Here is a 20,327-nt window from a genome sequence, read left to right as displayed (position 1 = left end):
ACCATTATCTTTCGTTTTATTTTTATCTCACCATAACGCAGTATCAACTGAAACAAAACGAAAGATTAATATCGCAGTAATCTGAACTGGAGAGGAAAGTGAAACATCTGACAGAAATGGTGAGACAGCACAAAGCGGGCAAAACAAATGGAATTTATGCCGTTTGTTCCGCACATCCGCTGGTGCTGGAGGCTGCAATCCGCTACGCCAGTGCAAACCAAACGCCGTTACTGATTGAAGCAACCTCCAATCAGGTAGACCAGTTCGGCGGTTATACCGGAATGACGCCCGCCGATTTTCGCGGCTTTGTTTGTCAGCTCGCCGACTCGTTGAATTTCCCGCAGGATGCGTTGATTCTGGGTGGTGACCATCTGGGGCCAAACCGCTGGCAAAACCTGCCGGCCGCTCAGGCAATGGCCAATGCCGATGATTTGATTAAAAGCTACGTTGCGGCAGGATTCAAAAAAATCCACCTTGATTGCAGCATGACCTGTCAGGACGATCCGATTCCCTTAACTGATGACATCGTGGCTGAACGCGCCGCCCGTCTGGCGAAAGTGGCGGAAGAAACCTGTCTTGAACACTTTGGCGAAGCCGATCTGGAGTATGTCATTGGTACCGAAGTGCCGGTACCTGGCGGCGCGCATGAAACCTTAAGCGAGCTGGCGGTCACCACGCCGGATGCCGCCCGCGCCACGCTGGAAGCCCATCGTCACGCTTTTGAAAAGCAGGGTCTGAATGCCATCTGGCCACGCATCATTGCCCTGGTGGTTCAACCCGGCGTCGAATTCGATCACACCAACGTTATTGATTATCAGCCCGCCAAAGCGACCGCCTTAAGCCAGATGGTCGAAAACTACGAAACGCTGATTTTCGAAGCGCACTCTACCGATTATCAAACGCCGCAATCGCTGCGCCAGTTGGTGATTGACCACTTTGCCATTCTGAAAGTTGGCCCGGCGCTGACCTTCGCCCTGCGTGAAGCTCTGTTCTCTCTGGCGGCGATTGAAGAAGAACTGGTGCCAGCAAAAGCCTGTTCCGGTCTGCGTCAGGTGCTGGAAGACGTGATGCTCGACCGCCCGGAATACTGGCAAAGCCACTACCACGGTGACGGCAACGCGCGTCGTCTGGCGCGTGGTTATAGCTACTCGGATCGCGTGCGCTATTACTGGCCGGACAGCCAGATTGATGACGCTTTCGCTCATCTGGTACGTAATCTGGCGGATTCACCAATTCCGCTGCCGCTGATCAGCCAGTATCTGCCGCTGCAGTACGTGAAAGTTCGCTCCGGCGAGCTGCAACCGACGCCACGGGAACTCATTATCAACCATATTCAGGACATCCTGGCGCAGTACCACACAGCCTGTGAAGGCCAATAAGCAAAACAAAGAGGAACACGCTATGCCAAATATTGTTTTAAGCCGGATTGATGAACGCTTGATTCACGGTCAGGTCGGCGTTCAGTGGGTCGGATTTGCGGGGGCAAATCTGGTGCTGGTAGCCAACGATGAGGTTGCCGAAGATCCGGTACAACAAAACCTGATGGAAATGGTACTGGCAGAAGGGATCGCCGTACGTTTCTGGACGCTGCAAAAAGTTATCGACAACATTCATCGCGCCGCCGATCGACAGAAAATCCTGCTGGTTTGTAAAACACCCGCCGATTTCCTGACGCTGGTGAAAGGTGGCGTTCCGGTGAATCGCATTAACGTTGGCAATATGCACTACGCCAATGGCAAGCAACAAATCGCCAAAACGGTTTCTGTGGATGCGGGCGATATCGCAGCATTTAACGACCTGAAAGCCGCTGGGGTGGAATGCTTCGTTCAGGGCGTCCCGACAGAGCCTGCTGTGGACCTCTTTAAATTACTTTGAGGGATTCATCATGGAAATCAGTCTGTTGCAGGCATTCGCGTTGGGCATTATCGCCTTTATCGCTGGCCTGGATATGTTTAACGGCTTAACCCATATGCACCGCCCGGTGGTCCTCGGCCCGTTAGTCGGGCTGGTACTTGGCGATCTGCATACCGGTATTTTAACCGGCGGTACGCTGGAACTGGTGTGGATGGGGCTGGCCCCGCTGGCGGGCGCACAGCCGCCTAACGTGATTATCGGTACTATCGTCGGCACGGCGTTTGCCATTACTACTGGCGTGAAACCCGATGTCGCAGTCGGTGTCGCCGTACCTTTCGCTGTCGCAGTACAGATGGGGATTACCTTCCTGTTCTCGGTGATGTCTGGCGTGATGTCTCGCTGCGACCGGATGGCGGAGAACGCCGATACTCGCGGCATTGAACGCGTAAACTATCTGGCACTGCTGGCACTCGGCACTTTCTATTTTCTCTGCGCTTTCCTGCCTATCTACTTCGGCGCGGAACATGCAAAAACCATCATTGATGTCCTGCCGCAACGATTAATCGACGGCCTCGGCGTCGCGGGCGGCATCATGCCAGCAATCGGTTTTGCCGTGCTGCTGAAAATCATGATGAAAAACGTCTACATCCCCTACTTCATCCTGGGCTTTGTTGCCGCAGCCTGGCTCAAGTTACCGGTGCTGGCTATTGCTGCCGCCGCGCTGGCGATGGCGCTGATCGATCTGCTGCGTAAATCTCCTGAACCGACTCAATCTGCGGCACAGAAAGAGGAATTTGAAGATGGCATCTAATCAAACCACCCTGCCGAACGTCAGTGAAAACGAAGAAACATTGCTGACTGGCGTCAATGAAAACGTGTATGAAGATCAGAGCATTGGCGCGGAGCTGACGAAAAAAGATATCAATCGCGTCGCCTGGCGTTCCATGCTGTTACAAGCGTCTTTTAACTACGAACGTATGCAGGCTTCCGGCTGGTTGTACGGTCTGCTGCCTGCTCTGAAAAAGATCCACACTAATAAACGCGACCTGGCGCGCGCCATGAAGGGGCATATGGGTTTCTTCAATACCCATCCGTTTCTGGTGACATTTGTTATCGGCATTATCCTTGCGATGGAGCGTTCTAAGCAGGACGTTAACAGTATTCAGAGCACCAAAATTGCCGTCGGTGCGCCGCTCGGCGGGATTGGCGATGCAATGTTCTGGCTAACGCTACTGCCGATTTGTGGCGGGATTGGAGCCAGTCTGGCATTGCAAGGCTCCATTCTTGGCGCAGTCGTCTTTATTGTGCTGTTCAACGTGGTACACCTGGGGCTGCGTTTTGGTCTGGCGCATTATGCTTACCGCATGGGCGTGGCGGCGATTCCACTCATTAAAGCGAATACCAAAAAAGTCGGCCATGCTGCGTCTATCGTTGGGATGACGGTAATCGGTGCGCTGGTGGCAACCTATGTTCGTTTAAGCACCACGCTGGAAATCACAGCGGGCGACGCAGTGGTTAAGTTACAGGCTGATGTTATCGACAAACTGATGCCTGCCTTCTTACCGCTGGTCTATACCCTGACCATGTTCTGGTTGGTACGCCGCGGCTGGAGTCCGCTACGCCTGATTGCGGTTACCGTGGTTCTCGGCATCGTCGGTAAATTCTGCCATTTCCTTTAAATACAATGAGGTATTAGATGTTAAGTATTATTTTGACAGGGCATGGCGGGTTTGCCAGTGGCATGGAAAAAGCAATGAAGCAAATCCTCGGTGAGCAATCGCAGTTTATCGCCATCGATTTTCCGGAAACCTCAAGCACCGCGCTGCTTACATCGCAGCTTGAAGAGGCCATCGCCCAACTGGATTGTGAAGACGGCATTGTTTTTCTGACGGATTTGCTGGGCGGCACGCCGTTTCGCGTAGCTTCAACGCTGGCGATGCAAAAACCGGGCTGTGAAGTGATCACCGGCACCAATTTGCAACTGCTACTGGAGATGGTGCTGGAGCGCGAAGGGTTAAGCGGTGAAGAGTTCCGTGTGCAGGCACTGGAGTGTGGACATCGTGGGCTGACCAGTCTGGTGGACGAGTTAGGCCGCTGCCATGAGGAATGTCCGGTCGAGGAAGGAATATGACACACGTTCTGCGCGCCAGAAGGCTGCTGACTGAAGAGGGATGGCTCGATGACCATCAGTTGCGTATTGCTGACGGTGTCATCGCAGCAATCGAACCGATTCCAGTGGGCGTGACTGAACGCGATGCGGAACTGCTCTGCCCTGCTTACATCGACACCCATGTACACGGTGGTGCGGGCGTTGATGTAATGGATGACGCGCCGGATGTACTCGACAAGCTGGCAATGCACAAGGCACGCGAAGGTGTCGGCAGTTGGTTACCGACCACCGTAACCGCGCCGCTTAATACCATTCATGCGGCGCTGAAACGTATTGCTCAACGTTGCCAACGCGGCGGACCTGGTGCGCAAGTGCTGGGGAGTTATCTCGAAGGACCGTACTTCACGCCGCAGAATAAAGGCGCGCATCCGCCGGAATTGTTTCGCGAGCTTGAAATTGCCGAGCTGGATCAATTGATTGCCGTTTCTCAGCACACCTTACGCGTGGTAGCGCTGGCACCGGAAAAAGAAGGGGCATTGCAGGCCATCCGCCATCTTAAACAGCAAAATGTAAGGGTGATGCTGGGGCATAGCGCGGCGACCTGGCAACAAACCCGCGCCGCGTTTGATGCCGGTGCCGACGGCCTGGTGCATTGCTATAACGGGATGACAGGTTTACATCACCGCGAACCGGGAATGGTTGGCGCGGGATTAACGGACAAGCGCGCCTAGCTGGAACTGATAGCCGATGGTCATCATGTGCATCCGGCGGCGATGTCGCTGTGTTGTTGCTGTTCGAAAGAGAGAATCGTGCTGATCACCGACGCGATGCAAGCAGCCGGGATGCCGGATGGTCGCTATACGTTATGTGGCGAAGAAGTGCAGATGCACGGTGGCGTTGTCCGTATCGCGTCCGGTGGGCTGGCGGGCAGTACGCTGTCTGTTGATGCGGCAGTGCGCAATATGGTCGAGTTGACGGGCGTAACGCCTGCGGAAGCCATTCATATGGCATCGCTGCATCCGGCGCGAATGCTGGGTGTTGATGGTGTTCTGGGATCGCTTAAACCGGGCAAACGCGCCAGCGTCGTTGCGCTGGATAGCGGGCTGCATGTGCAACAAATCTGGATTCAGGGTCAATTAGCTTCGTTTTGATAGTTTGCTCCTTTATTGGGCCTTCACTTCCCCCGTAAGGCCTTTCTTTTTCTTTCGTTTTGATCTGTGCAGCGGTGTCGGATGCGACGCTAACGCGTCTTATCCGACCTACAGTTGGTGACCGCAAGGCCGGATAAAGCGTTTGCGCCGCATCCAGCAATCCCTTTTGCTTCCTTTATCTTTTCTTTCAACGATCACAAATTTCGTTTTATTTCCTTTTTCTCCATTGAACTTTCGATTTCTTTTCTATAGATTTTAATCAACGAAAGACATCACCAAGTGAAATGAAACGAAAGGCAAGTGAAAGCGACAACGCCCGACGTCAAGTTCATCAGACTAAGGATTGAGTTATGCCAGAAAATTACACCCCTGCTGCCGCCGCAACCGGTACATGGACTGAAGAAGAGATCCGCCATCAGCCTCGCGCATGGATCCGTTCACTCACCAACATCGACGCGCTACGTTCCGCGCTCAATAACTTCCTTGAACCGTTACTGCGCAAAGAGAATCTGCGGATCATCCTGACCGGAGCCGGAACCTCAGCATTTATCGGTGACATCATCGCACCGTGGCTCGCCAGCCATACCGGTAAAAACTTCAGCGCTGTACCAACCACCGATCTGGTCACTAATCCGATGGACTACCTGAACCCAGCCCATCCGCTGCTGTTGATCTCCTTCGGTCGATCCGGCAACAGCCCGGAAAGCGTCGCAGCCGTGGAACTGGCAAATCAATTTGTACCGGAATGCTATCACCTGCCGATTACCTGCAACGAAGCGGGCGCTCTTTACCAAAACGCGATCAACAGCGATAACGCGTTTGCCCTGCTGATGCCCGCAGAAACGCACGATCGCGGCTTTGCGATGACCAGCAGCATTACCACCATGATGGCCAGCTGCCTCGCGGTTTTCGCACCTGAGACGATCAACAGCCAAACCTTCCGCGACGTGGCGGATCGTTGCCAGGCGATCCTGACCTCACTGGGCGATTTCAGCGAAGGTGTGTTTGGTTACGCACCATGGAAACGGATCGTTTATCTCGGCAGCGGTGGCTTACAGGGCGCAGCACGCGAGTCGGCGCTGAAAGTGCTGGAACTGACGGCGGGTAAACTGGCGGCCTTTTATGATTCTCCAACCGGATTCCGTCATGGACCAAAATCGCTGGTCGATGACGAAACGCTGGTGGTGGTATTTGTCTCCAGCCACCCTTACACCCGTCAGTATGATCTTGATCTGCTGGCTGAACTCCGCCGTGACAACCAGGCAATGCGCGTAATCGCCATCGCCGCGGAAAGCAGCGACATCGTCGCTGCCGGTCCACATATTATCCTGCCACCGTCACGTCACTTTATCGACGTTGAGCAGGCATTTTGCTTCCTGATGTACGCCCAGACGTTTGCACTGATGCAGTCGCTGCACATGGGCAATACGCCGGATACCCCATCAGCCAGTGGCACCGTTAACCGCGTGGTGCAAGGCGTAATCATTCATCCATGGCAGGCATAAGAGGATCGCATTATGAGCATTATCTCCACTAAATATCTGTTACAGGACGCCCAGGCCAATGGCTACGCGGTGCCTGCCTTTAACATTCATAACGCCGAGACGATCCAGGCGATCCTCGAAGTGTGCAGTGAAATGCGATCGCCGGTGATCCTCGCCGGAACGCCGGGGACCTTTAAACACATCGCGCTGGAAGAGATCTACGCCCTGTGTAGCGCCTATTCCACAACCTACAACATGCCACTGGCGCTGCATCTCGACCACCACGAATCGCTGGATGATATTCGCCGTAAAGTCCACGCAGGCGTGCGCAGTGCGATGATCGACGGCAGCCACTTCCCGTTTGCCGAGAACGTAAAGCTGGTGAAATCGGTTGTCGACTTCTGCCACTCCCAGGATTGCAGCGTGGAAGCAGAACTGGGCCGCCTGGGCGGTGTTGAAGATGACATGAGCGTTGACGCCGAAAGTGCATTCCTGACCGATCCACAAGAAGCTAAACGCTTTGTCGAACTGACTGGCGTCGACAGCCTGGCGGTAGCGATTGGTACGGCGCACGGCTTATACAGCAAAACGCCGAAGATTGATTTCCAGCGGCTGGCGGAAATTCGTGAAGTGGTGGATGTTCCTCTGGTGCTGCATGGTGCCAGCGATGTTCCGGATGAATTTGTCCGTCGCACTATTGAACTTGGCGTCACAAAAGTGAACGTTGCCACAGAATTAAAAATAGCCTTCGCCGGCGCGGTTAAAGCCTGGTTTGCGGAAAATCCGCAGGGTAATGATCCTCGTTATTATATGCGCGTCGGAATGGATGCGATGAAAGAAGTTGTCAGAAATAAAATTAATGTCTGTGGTTCAGCGAATCGAATTTCAGCATAATCATTAGTTTTTTATGATTTATCCCAATGTACTTCCCGATTAATATCGGGGAGTGCCTTAATGGAAAAGGAGATGACTAAACCTTAATAAATACATCAGTACAATATCGCAACAATAATATATTTAAAAAAATTATATTATTCAACTTTATGGTGAGGATTACACAATGAGCAGTCCAAATATTCTCTTAACCCGTATTGATAACCGTCTGGTTCACGGTCAGGTTGGCGTGACCTGGACATCCACCATCGGTGCGAATCTGCTGGTAGTCGTGGATGATGTTGTCGCTAACGATGATATTCAACAGAAATTAATGGGTATTACCGCAGAAACCTACGGCTTTGGCATTCGTTTCTTTACTATCGAAAAAACCATTAACGTCATCGGCAAAGCTGCACCGCATCAGAAGATCTTCCTGATTTGCCGTACGCCACAAACGGTACGTAAATTGGTAGAAGGTGGCATTGACCTGAAAGATGTCAACGTCGGCAATATGCATTTCTCGGAAGGGAAAAAGCAAATCAGCAGTAAAGTTTATGTCGATGACCAGGATCTCACGGACTTACGTTTTATTAAACAACGTGGCGTGAATGTTTTCATTCAGGACGTCCCTGGCGATCAAAAAGAACAAATCCCTGACTAAATCTAAAATCGCCTTAATATTGGTTTGAGGTAATAAAAATGCATGAAATAACCCTACTTCAGGGATTATCCCTGGCGGCGTTAGTTTTCGTTCTGGGGATTGATTTTTGGCTGGAAGCCTTATTTTTATTCCGCCCGATAATCGTTTGTACCCTAACTGGCGCTATTCTCGGTGATATTCAGACTGGCTTAATTACCGGTGGTCTGACAGAGTTGGCTTTCGCCGGATTAACCCCTGCAGGTGGTGTTCAGCCGCCCAACCCGATTATGGCGGGTCTGATGACCACCGTCATTGCATGGTCTACGGGCGTTGATGCCAAAACAGCAATTGGTCTTGGCCTGCCGTTTAGTTTGTTAATGCAGTACGTCATTCTGTTCTTCTATTCCGCTTTCTCATTATTTATGACCAAAGCCGATAAATGCGCGAAAGAGGCGGATACGGCAGCGTTTTCCCGACTTAACTGGACAACGATGCTCATCGTCGCTTCAGCGTATGCGGTGATTGCTTTCCTCTGTACTTACCTGGCACAAGGGGCGATGCAGGCGCTGGTGAAAGCGATGCCCGCCTGGTTGACCCACGGCTTTGAAGTGGCTGGCGGTATTCTGCCTGCCGTTGGTTTTGGCTTGCTGCTGCGCGTGATGTTCAAAGCACAATATATCCCTTACCTGATCGCCGGCTTTCTGTTTGTTTGCTACATCCAGGTCAGCAACCTGTTGCCGGTTGCCGTACTGGGCGCAGGCTTTGCGGTGTATGAGTTTTTCAATGCGAAATCCCGGCAGCAAGCGCAACCGCAGCCCGTTGCCAGTAAAAATGAAGAAGAGGACTACAGCAATGGGATCTGAAATCAGTAAAAAAGATATCACCCGTCTGGGCTTTCGTTCGTCGCTGCTGCAAGCGAGCTTTAACTACGAAAGGATGCAGGCGGGCGGTTTTACCTGGGCGATGTTGCCGATCCTGAAAAAGATTTATAAGGATGACAAACCGGGCCTAAGCGCAGCGATGAAAGATAACCTCGAATTTATTAATACCCACCCGAATCTGGTCGGATTCCTGATGGGGTTATTAATTTCGATGGAAGAAAAAGGAGAAAACCGCGACACCATTAAAGGCCTCAAAGTGGCACTGTTTGGCCCAATCGCCGGGATTGGCGATGCGATTTTCTGGTTTACTTTGTTGCCGATTATGGCGGGAATTTGCTCATCATTTGCCAGCCAGGGAAACCTGCTGGGGCCGATTCTATTTTTCGCCGTTTACCTGCTTATCTTTTTCCTGCGCGTCGGCTGGACCCACGTCGGTTATTCAGTCGGCGTGAAGGCGATCGATAAAGTGCGAGAGAACTCGCAGATGATTGCTCGCTCGGCAACCATCCTCGGGATCACGGTAATCGGCGGGCTGATCGCTTCGTATGTGCATATTAACGTGGTGACATCGTTTGCCATCGACAGTACCCACAGCGTTGCGCTGCAGCAGGATTTCTTCGATAAAGTCTTCCCGAACATTTTACCGATGGCCTACACCCTGCTGATGTATTACTTCCTGCGGGTGAAAAAAGCGCATCCGGTGCTGTTAATCGGCGTGACTTTTGTGCTCTCTATTGTTTGTTCCGCATTCGGCATTTTGTAAATGGAACGAGGCACTGCGTCTGGCGGTGCCTCTTTACTTAAGGAATTTCATCCTGTGCAAACCCTTCAGCAAGTTGAAAACTATACGACGTTAAGTGAACGTGCCAGCGAATATTTATTGGCCGTGATCCGTAGCAAACCGGATGCCGTGATTTGCCTGGCGACCGGAGCCACGCCATTACTGACGTATCATTATCTGGTAGAAAAAATCCACCAGCAGCAGGTTGATGTCAGCCAGCTGACCTTCGTCAAGCTCGACGAATGGGTGGATCTGCCATTAACTATGCCTGGCACCTGCGAAACTTTCCTGCAACAGCATATCGTGCAGCCGCTGGGGCTACGTGAAGACCAGCTCATCAGCTTTCGCTCCGAAGAGATAAATGAGACAGAGTGCGAACGGGTAACGAACCTGATTGCGCGCAAAGGCGGTCTGGATTTATGCGTTCTCGGATTGGGGAAAAACGGTCATCTTGGGCTGAACGAACCGGGAGAAAACCTGCAACCGGCCTGCCATATCAGTCAACTTGATGCCAGAACACAGCAACATGAGATGTTAAAAACCGCGGGTCGCCCCGTGACTCGTGGGATCACCTTAGGCCTGAAGGATATTCTCAATGCCCGCGAGGTTTTGTTACTGGTGACTGGCGAAGGAAAGCAGGATGCGACAGAACGTTTTCTCACGGCTAAAGTCTCCACCGCTATCCCGGCTTCGTTTTTATGGCTGCATAACCATTTCACATGCGTGATTGATGAGATGTGTCGTCGTTAACATCCCCCTTAGCCCGGAAAAATAAGAAAAGTGCTCATGAGTTTTGAGCACTTCGTTCCGGTTCAGTATGAACGTCCTCCGTTATTATGCCATCACAATGTAAACCTAAAGGTTGACAAAAAGATGGTGAAAAATCAGACTAACAAAAAACGTGATAAAAATCTTCCAGTCATGCTGTTAAGTGTGGCCAGAAAGGAATTGTTTGATCTTAGTGCAATCGATCGAGCGGAATTCATTGCTGCTATTGACGATTTCGAAGAGTTAGGTCCCTGCTCTTCCCTGGTGAATACCGAAAAAGTTCAAGGGGATATGTATGAAATTAAAACACATAGTCAGAGCCATTGGTTAAGGGGTTTTTATTTTCACTTTCATCAAGGGCTATGGGTCATCACACATATCTTTGCTAAAAAAACGAACAAAACGCCTAAAGCCAACATCGAGTTAGGTTTAGCACGTTATAAGGCCTTACTTTCGACAAACTAAGCAAGCTTCCAGGAGAAATAGAAATGAAGAAAAATAACGAGTTACATCACTGGGAAGACGTGAAAACAGAATTACTTAAGGACGAAGCAACCGCTAATGCTCTTGATGTTGTTGTACAACGCAAAGCGGTTCTTTCCCAACTCGTGGAAAAACGCAAAGCCCTCAATCTGAGCCAAACTGCCGTGGCGAAGCAACTTGGTGTTACCCGACAAGCGGTGAGTAAATTTGAAAAAGGAGAAAGTTCACCAACATTAGATGTTGTTTTTAGCTATGCAAATGCTATCGGCATCGATCTGTTCGGCTCACTAAAAAGACTGATTGTTTAGCAGGCGGCCCCAGGGTTCTTCAAACGGGGCCACGGAGAGATATCACTCTCCCTGCTGCTCCAGCGCATACTTATACAGCGCATTTTTCTTCACGCCGTGAATTTCTGCGGCCAGCGCCGCCGCTTTTTTCAGCGGCAGTTCTGCCTGTAGCAGCGCCAGCGTGCGCAGGGCATCGGCGGGTAAGTCTTCTTCCTGTGCTTTATGACCTTCGACAATCAGCACCATTTCGCCTTTGCGGCGGTTTTCATCTTCCTTTACCCACGCCAGCAGCTCGCCAACGGGCGCGCCGTGAATGGTTTCCCAGGTTTTGGTTAGCTCACGCGCCAGAACCACATAACGGGATTCGCCTAATACCGCAACGATATCTTCCAGGCTATCTAACAGACGGTGGGTAGATTCATAAAAAATCAGCGTGCGCGGCTCCGCTTCAATGGCTTTTAGCGCATCACGGCGGCCTTTTGATTTGGCAGGTAAAAAGCCTTCGTAACAGAAACGGTCAGAGGGTAAACCTGCGGCGCTTAACGCAGTGATAGCAGCACACGGCCCGGGTAGCGGCACCACGCGAATCCCCGCTTCACGGCAGGTACGCACCAGATGGTAGCCAGGATCGTTAATTAGCGGCGTTCCGGCATCGGAAACCAGCGCAATGTTTTGCCCCTCTTGCAGCTTCGCCAGCAGCGTTTCGGCTTTTTGTTGTTCGTTATGGTCGTGCAGTGCAAACAACCGGGCATTAATCCCAAAATGTTGCAGCAATAAACCGGTGTGACGAGTATCCTCGGCGGCAATCAGATCAACGGCCTGTAATACCTCTAACGCACGCTGGGTGATATCCGCCAGATTGCCGATTGGCGTCGGTACAATGTAAAGCTGGCCCTGAGAATTATCCGCCGATTGGTGTTGTTTCATTGTGTCGTCCGTATTGCCGATTTAATATTGAGCATTGCGTAAAAAAAATATCACTGGATACATTATGGTACCCTCAACATTTTCTCGTTTGAAAGCCGCGCGTTGTCTGCCTGTTGTTCTGGCAGCCCTGATTTTCGCCGGTTGTGGCACCCATACTCCCGATCAGTCCACTGCTTATATGCAGGGCACGGCGCAGGCTGATTCTGCCTTTTATCTTCAGCAGATGCAGCAAAGCTCTGATGATACCAGGATCAACTGGCAATTACTCGCCATTCGTGCACTGGTGAAAGAAGGTAAAACCGGGCAGGCGGTTGAGTTGTTTAACCAACTACCGCAAGAACTGAATGATTCTCAGCGTCGCGAGAAAACACTGCTGGCGGTAGAGATTAAACTGGCGCAGAAAGATTTTGCTGGCGCGCAAAACTTGCTGGCGAAAATTACACCCGCCGATTTAGAACAAAACCAGCAAGCCCGTTACTGGCAGGCAAAAATCGATGCCAGCCAGGGGCGTCCTTCCATTGATTTACTGCGCGCGTTAATTGCTCAGGAACCGCTGCTTGGCGCGAAAGAAAAACAGCAGAATATTGATGCCACCTGGCAGGCGCTCTCCTCCATGACTCAGGAACAGGCGAATACGCTGGTGATCAACGCCGACGAAAATATTCTGCAAGGCTGGCTGGATCTGCAGCGCGTCTGGTTTGATAACCGTAACGATCCCGACATGATGAAAGCCGGGATCGCCGACTGGCAGAAACGTTATCCGAACAACCCGGGCGCGAAAATGCTGCCAACGCAGTTGGTTAACGTAAAAGCGTTTAAACCAGCCTCGACCAACAAAATCGCCCTGCTGTTGCCACTGAATGGCCAGGCAGCGGTATTTGGTCGCACTATTCAGCAAGGCTTTGAAGCGGCGAAAAATATCGGCACTCAGCCAGTGGCAGCTCAGGTAGCTGCCGCACCTGCCGCAGACGTAGCAGAACAACCTCAACCGCAAACCGTGGATGGCGTTGCCAGCCCGGCACAAGCCTCGGTTAGCGATCTGACCGGTGAACAGCCTGCAGCCCAGCCGGTGCCTGTAAGCGCCCCGGCGACAAGCACCGCAGCGGTAAGCGCACCCGCAAATCCATCCGCAGAGCTGAAAATCTACGATACCTCATCACAACCACTTAGCCAGATCTTAAGCCAGGTTCAGCAGGATGGCGCGAGTATTGTGGTCGGTCCGTTGCTGAAAAATAACGTTGAAGAGTTGCTGAAGAGCAACACTCCGCTGAACGTACTGGCACTGAACCAGCCGGAGAATATCGAAAATCGCGTCAATATTTGTTACTTCGCGCTTTCACCGGAAGACGAAGCGCGCGATGCAGCGCGTCATATTCGTGACCAGGGTAAACAAGCGCCGCTGGTGCTGATCCCACGCAGTTCATTGGGCGATCGCGTAGCCAATGCGTTTGCGCAAGAGTGGCAGAAACTGGGCGGCGGCACCGTTCTGCAACAAAAATTTGGTTCCACCAGCGAATTACGCGCGGGTGTTAACGGCGGTTCTGGTATCGCTTTAACGGGTACCCCGATTACTCTCAGAGCGACAACCGACTCCGGCATGACGACCAACAATCCAACGCTGCAAACCACGCCAACCGATGACCAGTTCACCAATAATGGCGGTCGTGTCGATGCGGTGTACATTGTGGCAACGCCGGGTGAAATCGCTTTTATCAAACCGATGATCGCCATGCGTAACGGTAGCCAGAGCGGTGCAACGCTGTACGCCAGCTCCCGCAGTGCGCAAGGGACCGCTGGCCCGGATTTCCGACTGGAGATGGAAGGCTTGCAGTACAGCGAAATCCCGATGCTGGCAGGCGGTAATCTGCCGTTAATGCAGCAGGCGCTCAGCGCGGTGAACAACGATTATTCGCTGGCTCGCATGTATGCGATGGGCGTTGATGCCTGGTCGTTGGCAAATCATTTCTCACAAATGCGCCAGGTTCAGGGTTTTGAAATCAACGGTAATACCGGAAGCCTGACGGCTAACCCGGATTGCGTGATTAACAGGAAGTTATCATGGCTACAGTACCAACAAGGTCAGGTAGTCCCCGCCAGTTAACCACCAAACAGACCGGCGATGCGTGGGAAGTACAAGCGCGTCGCTGGCTGGAAGGCAAAGGACTGCGATTTGTCGCCGCTAACGTGAACGAGCGTGGCGGCGAGATCGATCTGATAATGCGTGAAGGCCGGACCACCGTTTTTGTCGAGGTGCGTTACCGCCGTTCTGCGCTTTATGGCGGCGCGGCAGCCAGTGTGACCTGCAGCAAACAACACAAATTATTACAGACTGCCCGCTTGTGGCTCGCGCGTCATAATGGGAGTTTTGATACTGTGGATTGCCGGTTCGATGTGGTAGCCTTCACCGGGAATGAGGTTGAGTGGATTAAGGATGCCTTTAATGACCACTCATAATTAAGGTTTAAGGATTAGCGTGCAAGAAAGAATTAAAGCTTGCTTCACTGAAAGCATTCAAACTCAAATTGCGGCGGCAGAGGCGCTTCCGGATGCCATCTCCCGTGCGGCCATGACGCTGGTTCAGTCTCTGCTCAATGGCAACAAAATCCTCTGTTGTGGTAATGGAACTTCCGCTGCCAATGCACAGCATTTTGCTGCCAGCATGATCAACCGTTTCGAAACGGAGCGGCCCAGCTTACCTGCCATTGCACTAAATACTGATAATGTTGTCTTAACGGCGATTGCCAACGATCGCTTACATGATGAAGTGTATGCAAAACAGGTGCGGGCGCTGGGTCATGCGGGAGATGTATTGTTAGCCATTTCCACCCGTGGCAACAGCCGCGATATTGTAAAAGCGGTAGAAGCTGCCGTTACGCGTGATATGACCATTGTGGCATTAACCGGCTATGACGGCGGTGAACTTGCAGGTTTGTTAGGGCCACAGGATGTGGAAATCCGCATTCCTTCGCATCGTAGTGCTCGCATTCAGGAAATGCATATGCTGACGGTAAATTGCCTGTGCGATCTGATCGATAACACGCTTTTCCCTCACCAGGATGATTAAGGAGAATACATGAAGGCATTATCGCCAATCGCAGTCCTTATTTCCGCGCTGCTGTTGCAAGGTTGTGTTGCCGCTGCCGTAGTGGGTACTGCTGCTGTGGGTACCAAAGCCGCAACTGACCCACGCAGTGTCGGCACCCAGGTGGACGATGGTACCCTGGAAGTGCGCGTGAACAGCGCATTGTCGAAAGACGAACAGATTAAGAAAGAAGCGCGTATTAATGTAACGGCCTATCAGGGCAAAGTGCTGCTGGTTGGGCAGTCACCAAACGCTGAACTTTCGGCTCGCGCCAAACAGATTGCTATGGGCGTAGACGGTGCCAACGAAGTGTATAACGAGATTCGTCAGGGCCAGCCGATTGGTCTGGGCGAAGCGTCTAACGATACGTGGATCACCACCAAAGTGCGTTCGCAGCTCTTAACCAGCGACCTGGTGAAATCGTCCAACGTGAAAGTGACCACCGAAAACGGTGAAGTGTTCCTGATGGGGCTGGTGACTGAACGTGAAGCGAAAGCGGCGGCAGATATTGCCAGCCGGGTGAGCGGCGTGAAGCGAGTAACTACGGCGTTTACGTTTATTAAATAGCAGCCCCTTGTAATGCCTGATGCGACGCTTGCCGCGTCTTATCAGGCCTACAACGATGCAAACCGTAGGTCGGATAAGGCGTTTACGCCGCATCCGACATGTTTTCCCTCAAATCAGAATAACAGCGCCAGCCCGCCGACAATCACGCCTGACACTGCCACCATCGCTCCCGTCAGCCATAAGGCTTTCGCCGGGAACGCTTTGCGCAGCATAATCAGTGACGGCAAACTCACCGCCGGGAGCGTCATCAACAATGCCAGCGCCGGAGCAGTTCCCATACCTGCCAGCATCATCGTTTGTACAATCGGAATTTCTGCTGCCGTGGGAATGACAAAAAAGCATCCTGCTACCGCCATCGCCACCACCCACATCAGGCTGTTATCGACAGCACCATCGGCATGGGGGAATAACCAGACGCGAGCGGCACCCAACACCAGTACTGCAAGGATGTAAACCGGGATCGTACTCCAGAAAAGCGTCCATAGCGCCCTGCCCCAGCGGCTAAAAAAACCGCCCTGTGCTTCCGGTATGTCAATTTCGACCGGTGCCTGCGTTTGCGGTGTTTCACGCACCCATTTTTGCACCAGCGTCGCAATCAGCAACACCATCACCAGCCCGGCCACCAGACGAATCGCCGCAAAACCCCAGCCGAGGACAAACCCCATAAACACCAGCGTCGCCGGGTTTAACACCGGATTGCCCATCCAGAATGCCAGCGCACCGCCCATCGACACCTGTTGGCGACGCATTCCCGCCGCGACCGGAGCCGCACAGCAGGTACACATCATGCCCGGCAGCGAAAACAGCGTTCCCAGCAGCGTGCCGCGAAAGCGCGATTGCCCAAGCGTACGCAACAACCAGTCACGCGGGATCAGCACCTGAATCAACGAACCGAGGATCACCCCCAGCACCGCCGCTTTCCATACCGCGAGGAAATAGATCATCGCGTAATCCAACGCCGCCTGCCATGGATTAGCATCCGCCTGCGCAAGGATAGATTTACCGATACTGTGGGTTTCGGCAGCAGTAAACGCTTTGCCGTAGTAAGGTTGCCATTTCACATACCAGAGACCGGCAATGACAACGAGAAAGAAAAGCGCGGGTTTCCACCACTGAATGGGCGTTGCCGCCTGAGATGAAGACTGACCAGTCATAGCATTCCCCAGGAATAAGTTATGATAATTGAGCGCGTGAATATTACGCTCACTATCAATCCTTGGGAATAATTATTCAGCTCTTTTGCGTAATTCTGAAGAGCTTAAAATCGTCACGCCTTCATGCTCAGGCCGCATCGCCTCTGCCAGCATGACCCGCGCCACGTCTCTCGCATCAATGGATTTCCAGTTACCGGGTAACAAACGGAACAGCGGCGCAAAAAGCGTTTCGTTCATCCGCTGTTTGCTACGATCGCCCAGTAACATCGACGGGCGAGCAATGGTCAATTTCGGCCAGTTCTGGGCGATTAATGCTTCTTCCATCTCCCCTTTGACGCGGTTATAGAAAAACGGCGAGTGGGCATTGGCACCCATAGCACTGACCACCAGCATATGCTGCGCGCCCAGTCGCCGCCCGGTTAATGCGGTATCCACTACCAGCGTGTAATCGGCATGAATAAACGCCTCTTTGCTCCCCGCTTCTCGCCGCGTGGTGCCGAGACAACAAAACACAATGTCGATGGGATCGGTGACCTGCGCCAGCGCGTCAGTCAGTTGCGGATCATGGGGATTAAACACCCCGGGCATATCGCCCAACGGACGTCGCGTCGGCGCGGCTATAGCGTTAACTTTCGGTTCGTTAACCAACATCCGCAGCAGGTGACCGCCCACCAGCCCCGTTGCGCCTGTAATCAGTACCTGACTCATCTTCGCTCCTTTACAGAATTGTCTGCCTTGCGCTCCACGGCTCATGCACCAGGCTTAATAGACCATGAGGTAATTATCCCCGATTGTGGGAAATTCGCCTCATCCAATGCAACAACGCGGAGGAAGCATGAGTAAGAAAATTGCCGTTTTAATCACTGATGAATTTGAGGATTCAGAATTTACTTCACCCGCAGACGAGTTCCGTAAAGCCGGACACGAAGTGATTACCATTGAAAAACAAGCGGGTAAAACGGTGAAAGGCAAAAAAGGAGAAGCCAGCGTGACCATCGATAAATCCATCGATGAAGTGACGCCAGCAGAGTTTGATGCCCTGCTGCTACCGGGCGGTCATTCACCGGATTATCTGCGTGGCGACAACCGTTTTGTCACCTTTACCCGTGATTTTGTGAATAGCGGCAAACCTGTTTTCGCCATCTGTCACGGTCCGCAGCTGCTGATCAGCGCCGATGTTATTCGGGGACGCAAACTGACCGCGGTTAAACCAATCATTATTGATGTTAAAAACGCGGGCGCGGAATTTTACGATCAGGAAGTGGTGGTCGATAAAGATCAGCTGATTACCAGCCGCACACCGGACGATCTGCCAGCGTTTAACCGCGAGGCGTTACGCCTGCTTGGTGCCTGAGTCGCGTAGCCAAATCATTTTTTTACCAAAGCCCAGCGTGTTGTCGGTGAATTTGATTTCATCGAGCCGGATTTCCCACACCGGGGCCGACAGCATTCTGGCAACCGGAAAGCGACGATTGTACGCCTTGCGCGCGAGGTCGCTTTCCTCACCTTCCAGCCTGCGGATCTCACCTTTAAACTGCACGCCGCGAATTAACGCTACCGTTTTCGGCTGACCGTTTACCGTTCCGGCAACCGCAGCCTGCGGCCCACTCATCTGCGCGTGGCGCGTTTTTTCTTCCGTCAAAATGTAGAAGGCGACTTTCTGCACATCAAACAGATAAAAGGCATTGGCGCACCAGAGTTCCCCTTCCTGCTGCACACACCAGGTGACAACATGTTGTTTTGCCAGCCAACGGCTGATGGCGGTGAGTGTTTCCATTGCTGTTCTCTTTTATACTGTGGGCCTGACCTTAACATGCGACGCAGACGATGACACCCTGGTTTCTTTACTTGATCCGTACCGCCGACAATAAGCTTTATACCGGGATCACCACGGATGTCGAACGCCGCTATCAGCAGCACCAAAGCGGCAAAGGGGCGAAAGCACTGCGCGGGAAAGGAGAACTGACGCTGGCGTTTTCTGCGCCAGTGGGCGATCGTTCGCTGGCGTTACGGGCGGAATATCGCGTTAAGCAACTGACCAAACTGCAAAAAGAGCGTCTGGTAGCGGAAGGCGCAGGGTTTGCAGAGCTGTTAAGCAGTCTGCAAACCCCGGAGATTAAAAGCGATTGAAATGCTCGTGATACTCAACCAGACCGGTTACGCCATTCAGCGCGTCATCCGCTAAACGATGTACCTGGAAGGCGTTTTCAGTGCCCGGCCAGCGGCAACGCAGATCGTGATGCGCCGCCAGTTCAAAGCCGAAACGACTGTACAGCGCCGGATCGCCCAGCGTCACCACTGCGGCATAGCCGAACTCATTAAGCGAATCGAGTCCTTCATAGACCAGTTGGCGTGCCAGCCCCTGTCCACGGTATTTTTCATCTACCGCCAGCGGTGCCATGCCGACCCATTGCAGGTCTTCGCCCTGCACATCAACCGGGCTAAATGCCACATAGCCAATGACCTGACCTTCGTCATCTGTCGCCACCAGCCCCAGCGTCAGAAAGCCATCTTCACGCAGATCGTGAACCAGCTTCGCTTCCGCATCACTTTCGAATGAACGACGCAGCAGGGCATCAATACCCGGGGCATCAATGGGAATTTCTACTCGAATTAGCATGGTTCACCTACCGATGTCTGTTTGGTTTCAGGCGCGGTTTTCATTCCCGCCTCAACAAAATCCGCCAGTTGCAGCAGCATCATGCGTAAGGCTTTCGGCATTTGCTCCAGTTCAATGGCGTCCATCAGGTTTTTCACATACAGCCCCAGCTCCGTATCGCCTTCAATCACCAGCCGACGCTGGAAGAAGAGCGTATCCGGATCCTGTTTACGCGCCGCAATCATCAGCAGATCGCTGGCGTCGGCACTAAAACTCACATCAGCTTGCGCGTTCTGGCTGACCACCAGTTTGCCATTCACCACCGAGGTAAACCATTGCAGGTCAATATCACGCACATGAATACTTAACCAGCGGCCTTCAAGAAACTCCAGCTCGCCATCATCCAGCGCCTGACGGAATTGCCAGCTTAAGACCTGCTCAAGAACCTGGCGTTTTAGCGCAAATGGCGTCAGTTTTACCGGTACACTCAACAGAGATGGCCCCAAATGCACAATACGGGAACGCAGTTTATCCAACACGAGTTTTACTCCCTGTTTCAACAATCATCCTATTTTGCCATATCAGAAAAATAACATAGCGGTATAAATCAACAATTCCATATGAAATTGCTGCTACCACCAATACAACTTTAACTGCCTTAAATCAAAAATTGTCGCAGCAAG

The 20,327-nt window shown here is 52.3% G+C and carries 25 protein-coding genes and 1 pseudogene; 20 read left to right on the top strand and 6 right to left on the bottom strand.

Annotated elements, in window-relative coordinates:
- The first annotated feature begins 98 nt into the window (after nucleotides 1-98).
- From kbaZ to OQV04_RS02660, 14 genes and pseudogenes are all read left to right on the top strand, one after another.
- Nucleotides 99-1,379 (top strand): tagatose-bisphosphate aldolase subunit KbaZ, encoded by a 1,281-nt coding sequence (kbaZ, locus tag OQV04_RS02725; RefSeq protein ID WP_000681944.1) that lies wholly within the window; start codon nucleotides 99-101, stop codon nucleotides 1,377-1,379.
- 22 nt (nucleotides 1,380-1,401) lie between these two features.
- Nucleotides 1,402-1,875: a PTS N-acetylgalactosamine transporter subunit IIB gene (gene agaV / locus OQV04_RS02720; RefSeq protein ID WP_001295547.1), complete on the top strand. Its 474-nt coding sequence runs from the start codon at nucleotides 1,402-1,404 to the stop codon at nucleotides 1,873-1,875.
- 10 nt (nucleotides 1,876-1,885) lie between these two features.
- The gene (agaW, locus tag OQV04_RS02715) at nucleotides 1,886-2,665 is read left to right on the top strand and encodes a PTS N-acetylgalactosamine transporter subunit IIC (protein ID WP_097463990.1); all 780 of its coding nucleotides are present in this window, start codon (nucleotides 1,886-1,888) and stop codon (nucleotides 2,663-2,665) included.
- Entirely contained in the window at nucleotides 2,655-3,533 is an 879-nt protein-coding gene (gene agaE, locus OQV04_RS02710) for a PTS N-acetylgalactosamine transporter subunit IID (RefSeq protein ID WP_001295548.1), read from the top strand. Before agaW ends, agaE begins: the two co-directional genes overlap by 11 nt.
- A gap of 17 nt (nucleotides 3,534-3,550) precedes the next feature.
- On the top strand, nucleotides 3,551-3,985 hold the full coding sequence (agaF, locus tag OQV04_RS02705; protein WP_000948824.1) for a PTS galactosamine/N-acetylgalactosamine transporter subunit IIA: 435 nt from the start codon (nucleotides 3,551-3,553) through the stop codon (nucleotides 3,983-3,985).
- Nucleotides 3,982-5,115, top strand: a pseudogene (gene nagA / locus OQV04_RS02700) (N-acetylglucosamine-6-phosphate deacetylase). Before agaF ends, nagA begins: the two are co-directional and overlap by 4 nt.
- A gap of 350 nt (nucleotides 5,116-5,465) precedes the next feature.
- The gene (locus OQV04_RS02695) at nucleotides 5,466-6,620 is read left to right on the top strand and encodes an AgaS family sugar isomerase (RefSeq protein WP_001114869.1); all 1,155 of its coding nucleotides are present in this window, start codon (nucleotides 5,466-5,468) and stop codon (nucleotides 6,618-6,620) included.
- 12 nt (nucleotides 6,621-6,632) lie between these two features.
- Nucleotides 6,633-7,493, top strand: a complete 861-nt coding sequence (gene kbaY / locus OQV04_RS02690) for a tagatose-bisphosphate aldolase subunit KbaY (protein ID WP_000022766.1) — start codon at nucleotides 6,633-6,635, stop codon at nucleotides 7,491-7,493.
- 166 nt (nucleotides 7,494-7,659) lie between these two features.
- The gene (agaB, locus tag OQV04_RS02685) at nucleotides 7,660-8,136 is read left to right on the top strand and encodes a PTS galactosamine transporter subunit IIB (RefSeq protein WP_000098025.1); all 477 of its coding nucleotides are present in this window, start codon (nucleotides 7,660-7,662) and stop codon (nucleotides 8,134-8,136) included.
- A 38-nt stretch (nucleotides 8,137-8,174) separates the two neighbouring features.
- Nucleotides 8,175-8,978 carry a PTS galactosamine transporter subunit IIC gene (gene agaC, locus OQV04_RS02680; protein ID WP_000544489.1) on the top strand — a complete coding sequence of 268 codons (804 nt, stop codon included), beginning with the start codon at nucleotides 8,175-8,177 and terminating at the stop codon, nucleotides 8,976-8,978.
- A complete protein-coding gene (agaD, locus tag OQV04_RS02675; RefSeq protein WP_000534351.1) occupies nucleotides 8,968-9,759 on the top strand; it encodes a PTS galactosamine transporter subunit IID in 792 nt (263 codons plus the stop codon). The genes agaC and agaD overlap by 11 nt, the downstream gene beginning before the upstream one ends.
- On the top strand, nucleotides 9,760-10,527 hold the full coding sequence (locus tag OQV04_RS02670) for a galactosamine-6-phosphate isomerase (protein ID WP_332641594.1): 768 nt from the start codon (nucleotides 9,760-9,762) through the stop codon (nucleotides 10,525-10,527).
- A gap of 36 nt (nucleotides 10,528-10,563) precedes the next feature.
- Entirely contained in the window at nucleotides 10,564-11,010 is a 447-nt protein-coding gene (locus tag OQV04_RS02665; protein ID WP_223719239.1) for a type II toxin-antitoxin system RelE/ParE family toxin, read from the top strand.
- Nucleotides 11,011-11,033: 23 nt separating this feature from the next.
- On the top strand, nucleotides 11,034-11,336 hold the full coding sequence (locus OQV04_RS02660; RefSeq protein ID WP_032281646.1) for a helix-turn-helix domain-containing protein: 303 nt from the start codon (nucleotides 11,034-11,036) through the stop codon (nucleotides 11,334-11,336).
- A 42-nt stretch (nucleotides 11,337-11,378) separates the two neighbouring features.
- On the opposite strand, the gene rsmI is transcribed toward OQV04_RS02660, so the two are convergent.
- Nucleotides 11,379-12,242 (bottom strand): 16S rRNA (cytidine(1402)-2'-O)-methyltransferase, encoded by an 864-nt coding sequence (gene rsmI, locus OQV04_RS02655; RefSeq protein ID WP_000809263.1) that lies wholly within the window; start codon nucleotides 12,240-12,242, stop codon nucleotides 11,379-11,381.
- A 64-nt stretch (nucleotides 12,243-12,306) separates the two neighbouring features.
- Between rsmI and lpoA the strand changes: the two genes are divergently transcribed.
- From lpoA to dolP, 4 genes are read left to right on the top strand one after another with little or no spacing between them, the layout of a single operon-like run.
- On the top strand, nucleotides 12,307-14,343 hold the full coding sequence (lpoA, locus tag OQV04_RS02650) for a penicillin-binding protein activator LpoA (RefSeq protein ID WP_000249161.1): 2,037 nt from the start codon (nucleotides 12,307-12,309) through the stop codon (nucleotides 14,341-14,343).
- The gene (locus OQV04_RS02645; protein ID WP_032281650.1) at nucleotides 14,301-14,696 is read left to right on the top strand and encodes a YraN family protein; all 396 of its coding nucleotides are present in this window, start codon (nucleotides 14,301-14,303) and stop codon (nucleotides 14,694-14,696) included. The genes lpoA and OQV04_RS02645 overlap by 43 nt, the downstream gene beginning before the upstream one ends.
- Nucleotides 14,697-14,715: 19 nt before the next feature.
- On the top strand, nucleotides 14,716-15,306 hold the full coding sequence (gene diaA, locus OQV04_RS02640) for a DnaA initiator-associating protein DiaA (RefSeq protein ID WP_001158034.1): 591 nt from the start codon (nucleotides 14,716-14,718) through the stop codon (nucleotides 15,304-15,306).
- Nucleotides 15,307-15,315: 9 nt separating this feature from the next.
- Nucleotides 15,316-15,891 (top strand): division/outer membrane stress-associated lipid-binding lipoprotein, encoded by a 576-nt coding sequence (gene dolP, locus OQV04_RS02635; RefSeq protein ID WP_000646033.1) that lies wholly within the window; start codon nucleotides 15,316-15,318, stop codon nucleotides 15,889-15,891.
- Between the two features lie 113 nt (nucleotides 15,892-16,004).
- On the opposite strand, the gene OQV04_RS02630 is transcribed toward dolP, so the two are convergent.
- Together OQV04_RS02630 and OQV04_RS02625 are read right to left on the bottom strand one after the other, a co-directional pair.
- Complete coding sequence (locus OQV04_RS02630) at nucleotides 16,005-17,045, bottom strand: permease (RefSeq protein ID WP_000147620.1); 1,041 nt, start codon at nucleotides 17,043-17,045, stop codon at nucleotides 16,005-16,007.
- Nucleotides 17,046-17,117: 72 nt separating this feature from the next.
- Nucleotides 17,118-17,753, bottom strand: a complete 636-nt coding sequence (locus OQV04_RS02625; protein ID WP_032281651.1) for an NAD(P)H-binding protein — start codon at nucleotides 17,751-17,753, stop codon at nucleotides 17,118-17,120.
- 127 nt (nucleotides 17,754-17,880) lie between these two features.
- Here OQV04_RS02625 and yhbO point away from each other — a divergent pair, with 127 nt between their 5' ends.
- Nucleotides 17,881-18,399: a protein/nucleic acid deglycase gene (gene yhbO, locus OQV04_RS02620; RefSeq protein ID WP_001491338.1), complete on the top strand. Its 519-nt coding sequence runs from the start codon at nucleotides 17,881-17,883 to the stop codon at nucleotides 18,397-18,399.
- Here the strand turns inward: yhbO and OQV04_RS02615 are convergent.
- A complete protein-coding gene (locus OQV04_RS02615) occupies nucleotides 18,379-18,822 on the bottom strand; it encodes a YhbP family protein (RefSeq protein WP_032281652.1) in 444 nt (147 codons plus the stop codon). The genes yhbO and OQV04_RS02615 overlap by 21 nt on opposite strands.
- Nucleotides 18,823-18,872: 50 nt before the next feature.
- Between OQV04_RS02615 and yhbQ the strand changes: the two genes are divergently transcribed.
- The gene (yhbQ, locus tag OQV04_RS02610; protein ID WP_000189310.1) at nucleotides 18,873-19,175 is read left to right on the top strand and encodes a DNA damage response exodeoxyribonuclease YhbQ; all 303 of its coding nucleotides are present in this window, start codon (nucleotides 18,873-18,875) and stop codon (nucleotides 19,173-19,175) included.
- Here yhbQ and OQV04_RS02605 read toward each other — a convergent pair.
- Together OQV04_RS02605 and ubiT are read right to left on the bottom strand one after the other, a co-directional pair.
- Nucleotides 19,162-19,665 (bottom strand): GNAT family N-acetyltransferase, encoded by a 504-nt coding sequence (locus OQV04_RS02605; RefSeq protein ID WP_032281653.1) that lies wholly within the window; start codon nucleotides 19,663-19,665, stop codon nucleotides 19,162-19,164. The genes yhbQ and OQV04_RS02605 overlap by 14 nt on opposite strands.
- Nucleotides 19,659-20,183: a ubiquinone anaerobic biosynthesis accessory factor UbiT gene (gene ubiT / locus OQV04_RS02600; protein ID WP_001295552.1), complete on the bottom strand. Its 525-nt coding sequence runs from the start codon at nucleotides 20,181-20,183 to the stop codon at nucleotides 19,659-19,661. The genes OQV04_RS02605 and ubiT overlap by 7 nt, the downstream gene beginning before the upstream one ends.
- Nucleotides 20,184-20,327: the final 144 nt, after the last annotated feature.

This window comes from Escherichia sp. Lx600-2 (assembly GCF_036662595.1).
GTDB lineage: Bacteria > Pseudomonadota > Gammaproteobacteria > Enterobacterales > Enterobacteriaceae > Escherichia > Escherichia coli.
Note: the sequence above shows the minus strand (reverse complement) of the source record. Positions and strands in the feature narration are given on the sequence as shown.

Bases quoted from the DNA above. Each gene is read 5' to 3' on its own strand.
- agaV (WP_001295547.1), top strand. From the start codon at position 1,402: ATGCCAAATATTGTTTTAAGCCGGATTGATGAACGCTTGATTCACGGT.
- agaW (WP_097463990.1), top strand. From the start codon at position 1,886: ATGGAAATCAGTCTGTTGCAGGCATTCGCGTTGGGCATTATCGCCTTT.
- agaE (WP_001295548.1), top strand. From the start codon at position 2,655: ATGGCATCTAATCAAACCACCCTGCCGAACGTCAGTGAAAACGAAGAA.
- agaF (WP_000948824.1), top strand. From the start codon at position 3,551: ATGTTAAGTATTATTTTGACAGGGCATGGCGGGTTTGCCAGTGGCATG.
- OQV04_RS02695 (WP_001114869.1), top strand. From the start codon at position 5,466: ATGCCAGAAAATTACACCCCTGCTGCCGCCGCAACCGGTACATGGACT.
- kbaY (WP_000022766.1), top strand. From the start codon at position 6,633: ATGAGCATTATCTCCACTAAATATCTGTTACAGGACGCCCAGGCCAAT.
- agaB (WP_000098025.1), top strand. From the start codon at position 7,660: ATGAGCAGTCCAAATATTCTCTTAACCCGTATTGATAACCGTCTGGTT.
- agaC (WP_000544489.1), top strand. From the start codon at position 8,175: ATGCATGAAATAACCCTACTTCAGGGATTATCCCTGGCGGCGTTAGTT.
- agaD (WP_000534351.1), top strand. From the start codon at position 8,968: ATGGGATCTGAAATCAGTAAAAAAGATATCACCCGTCTGGGCTTTCGT.
- OQV04_RS02670 (WP_332641594.1), top strand. From the start codon at position 9,760: ATGGAACGAGGCACTGCGTCTGGCGGTGCCTCTTTACTTAAGGAATTT.
- OQV04_RS02665 (WP_223719239.1), top strand. From the start codon at position 10,564: ATGAGTTTTGAGCACTTCGTTCCGGTTCAGTATGAACGTCCTCCGTTA.
- OQV04_RS02660 (WP_032281646.1), top strand. From the start codon at position 11,034: ATGAAGAAAAATAACGAGTTACATCACTGGGAAGACGTGAAAACAGAA.
- rsmI (WP_000809263.1), bottom strand. From the start codon at position 12,242: ATGAAACAACACCAATCGGCGGATAATTCTCAGGGCCAGCTTTACATT.
- lpoA (WP_000249161.1), top strand. From the start codon at position 12,307: ATGGTACCCTCAACATTTTCTCGTTTGAAAGCCGCGCGTTGTCTGCCT.
- OQV04_RS02645 (WP_032281650.1), top strand. From the start codon at position 14,301: ATGGCTACAGTACCAACAAGGTCAGGTAGTCCCCGCCAGTTAACCACC.
- dolP (WP_000646033.1), top strand. From the start codon at position 15,316: ATGAAGGCATTATCGCCAATCGCAGTCCTTATTTCCGCGCTGCTGTTG.
- OQV04_RS02630 (WP_000147620.1), bottom strand. From the start codon at position 17,045: ATGACTGGTCAGTCTTCATCTCAGGCGGCAACGCCCATTCAGTGGTGG.
- OQV04_RS02625 (WP_032281651.1), bottom strand. From the start codon at position 17,753: ATGAGTCAGGTACTGATTACAGGCGCAACGGGGCTGGTGGGCGGTCAC.
- yhbO (WP_001491338.1), top strand. From the start codon at position 17,881: ATGAGTAAGAAAATTGCCGTTTTAATCACTGATGAATTTGAGGATTCA.
- OQV04_RS02615 (WP_032281652.1), bottom strand. From the start codon at position 18,822: ATGGAAACACTCACCGCCATCAGCCGTTGGCTGGCAAAACAACATGTT.
- yhbQ (WP_000189310.1), top strand. From the start codon at position 18,873: ATGACACCCTGGTTTCTTTACTTGATCCGTACCGCCGACAATAAGCTT.
- OQV04_RS02605 (WP_032281653.1), bottom strand. From the start codon at position 19,665: ATGCTAATTCGAGTAGAAATTCCCATTGATGCCCCGGGTATTGATGCC.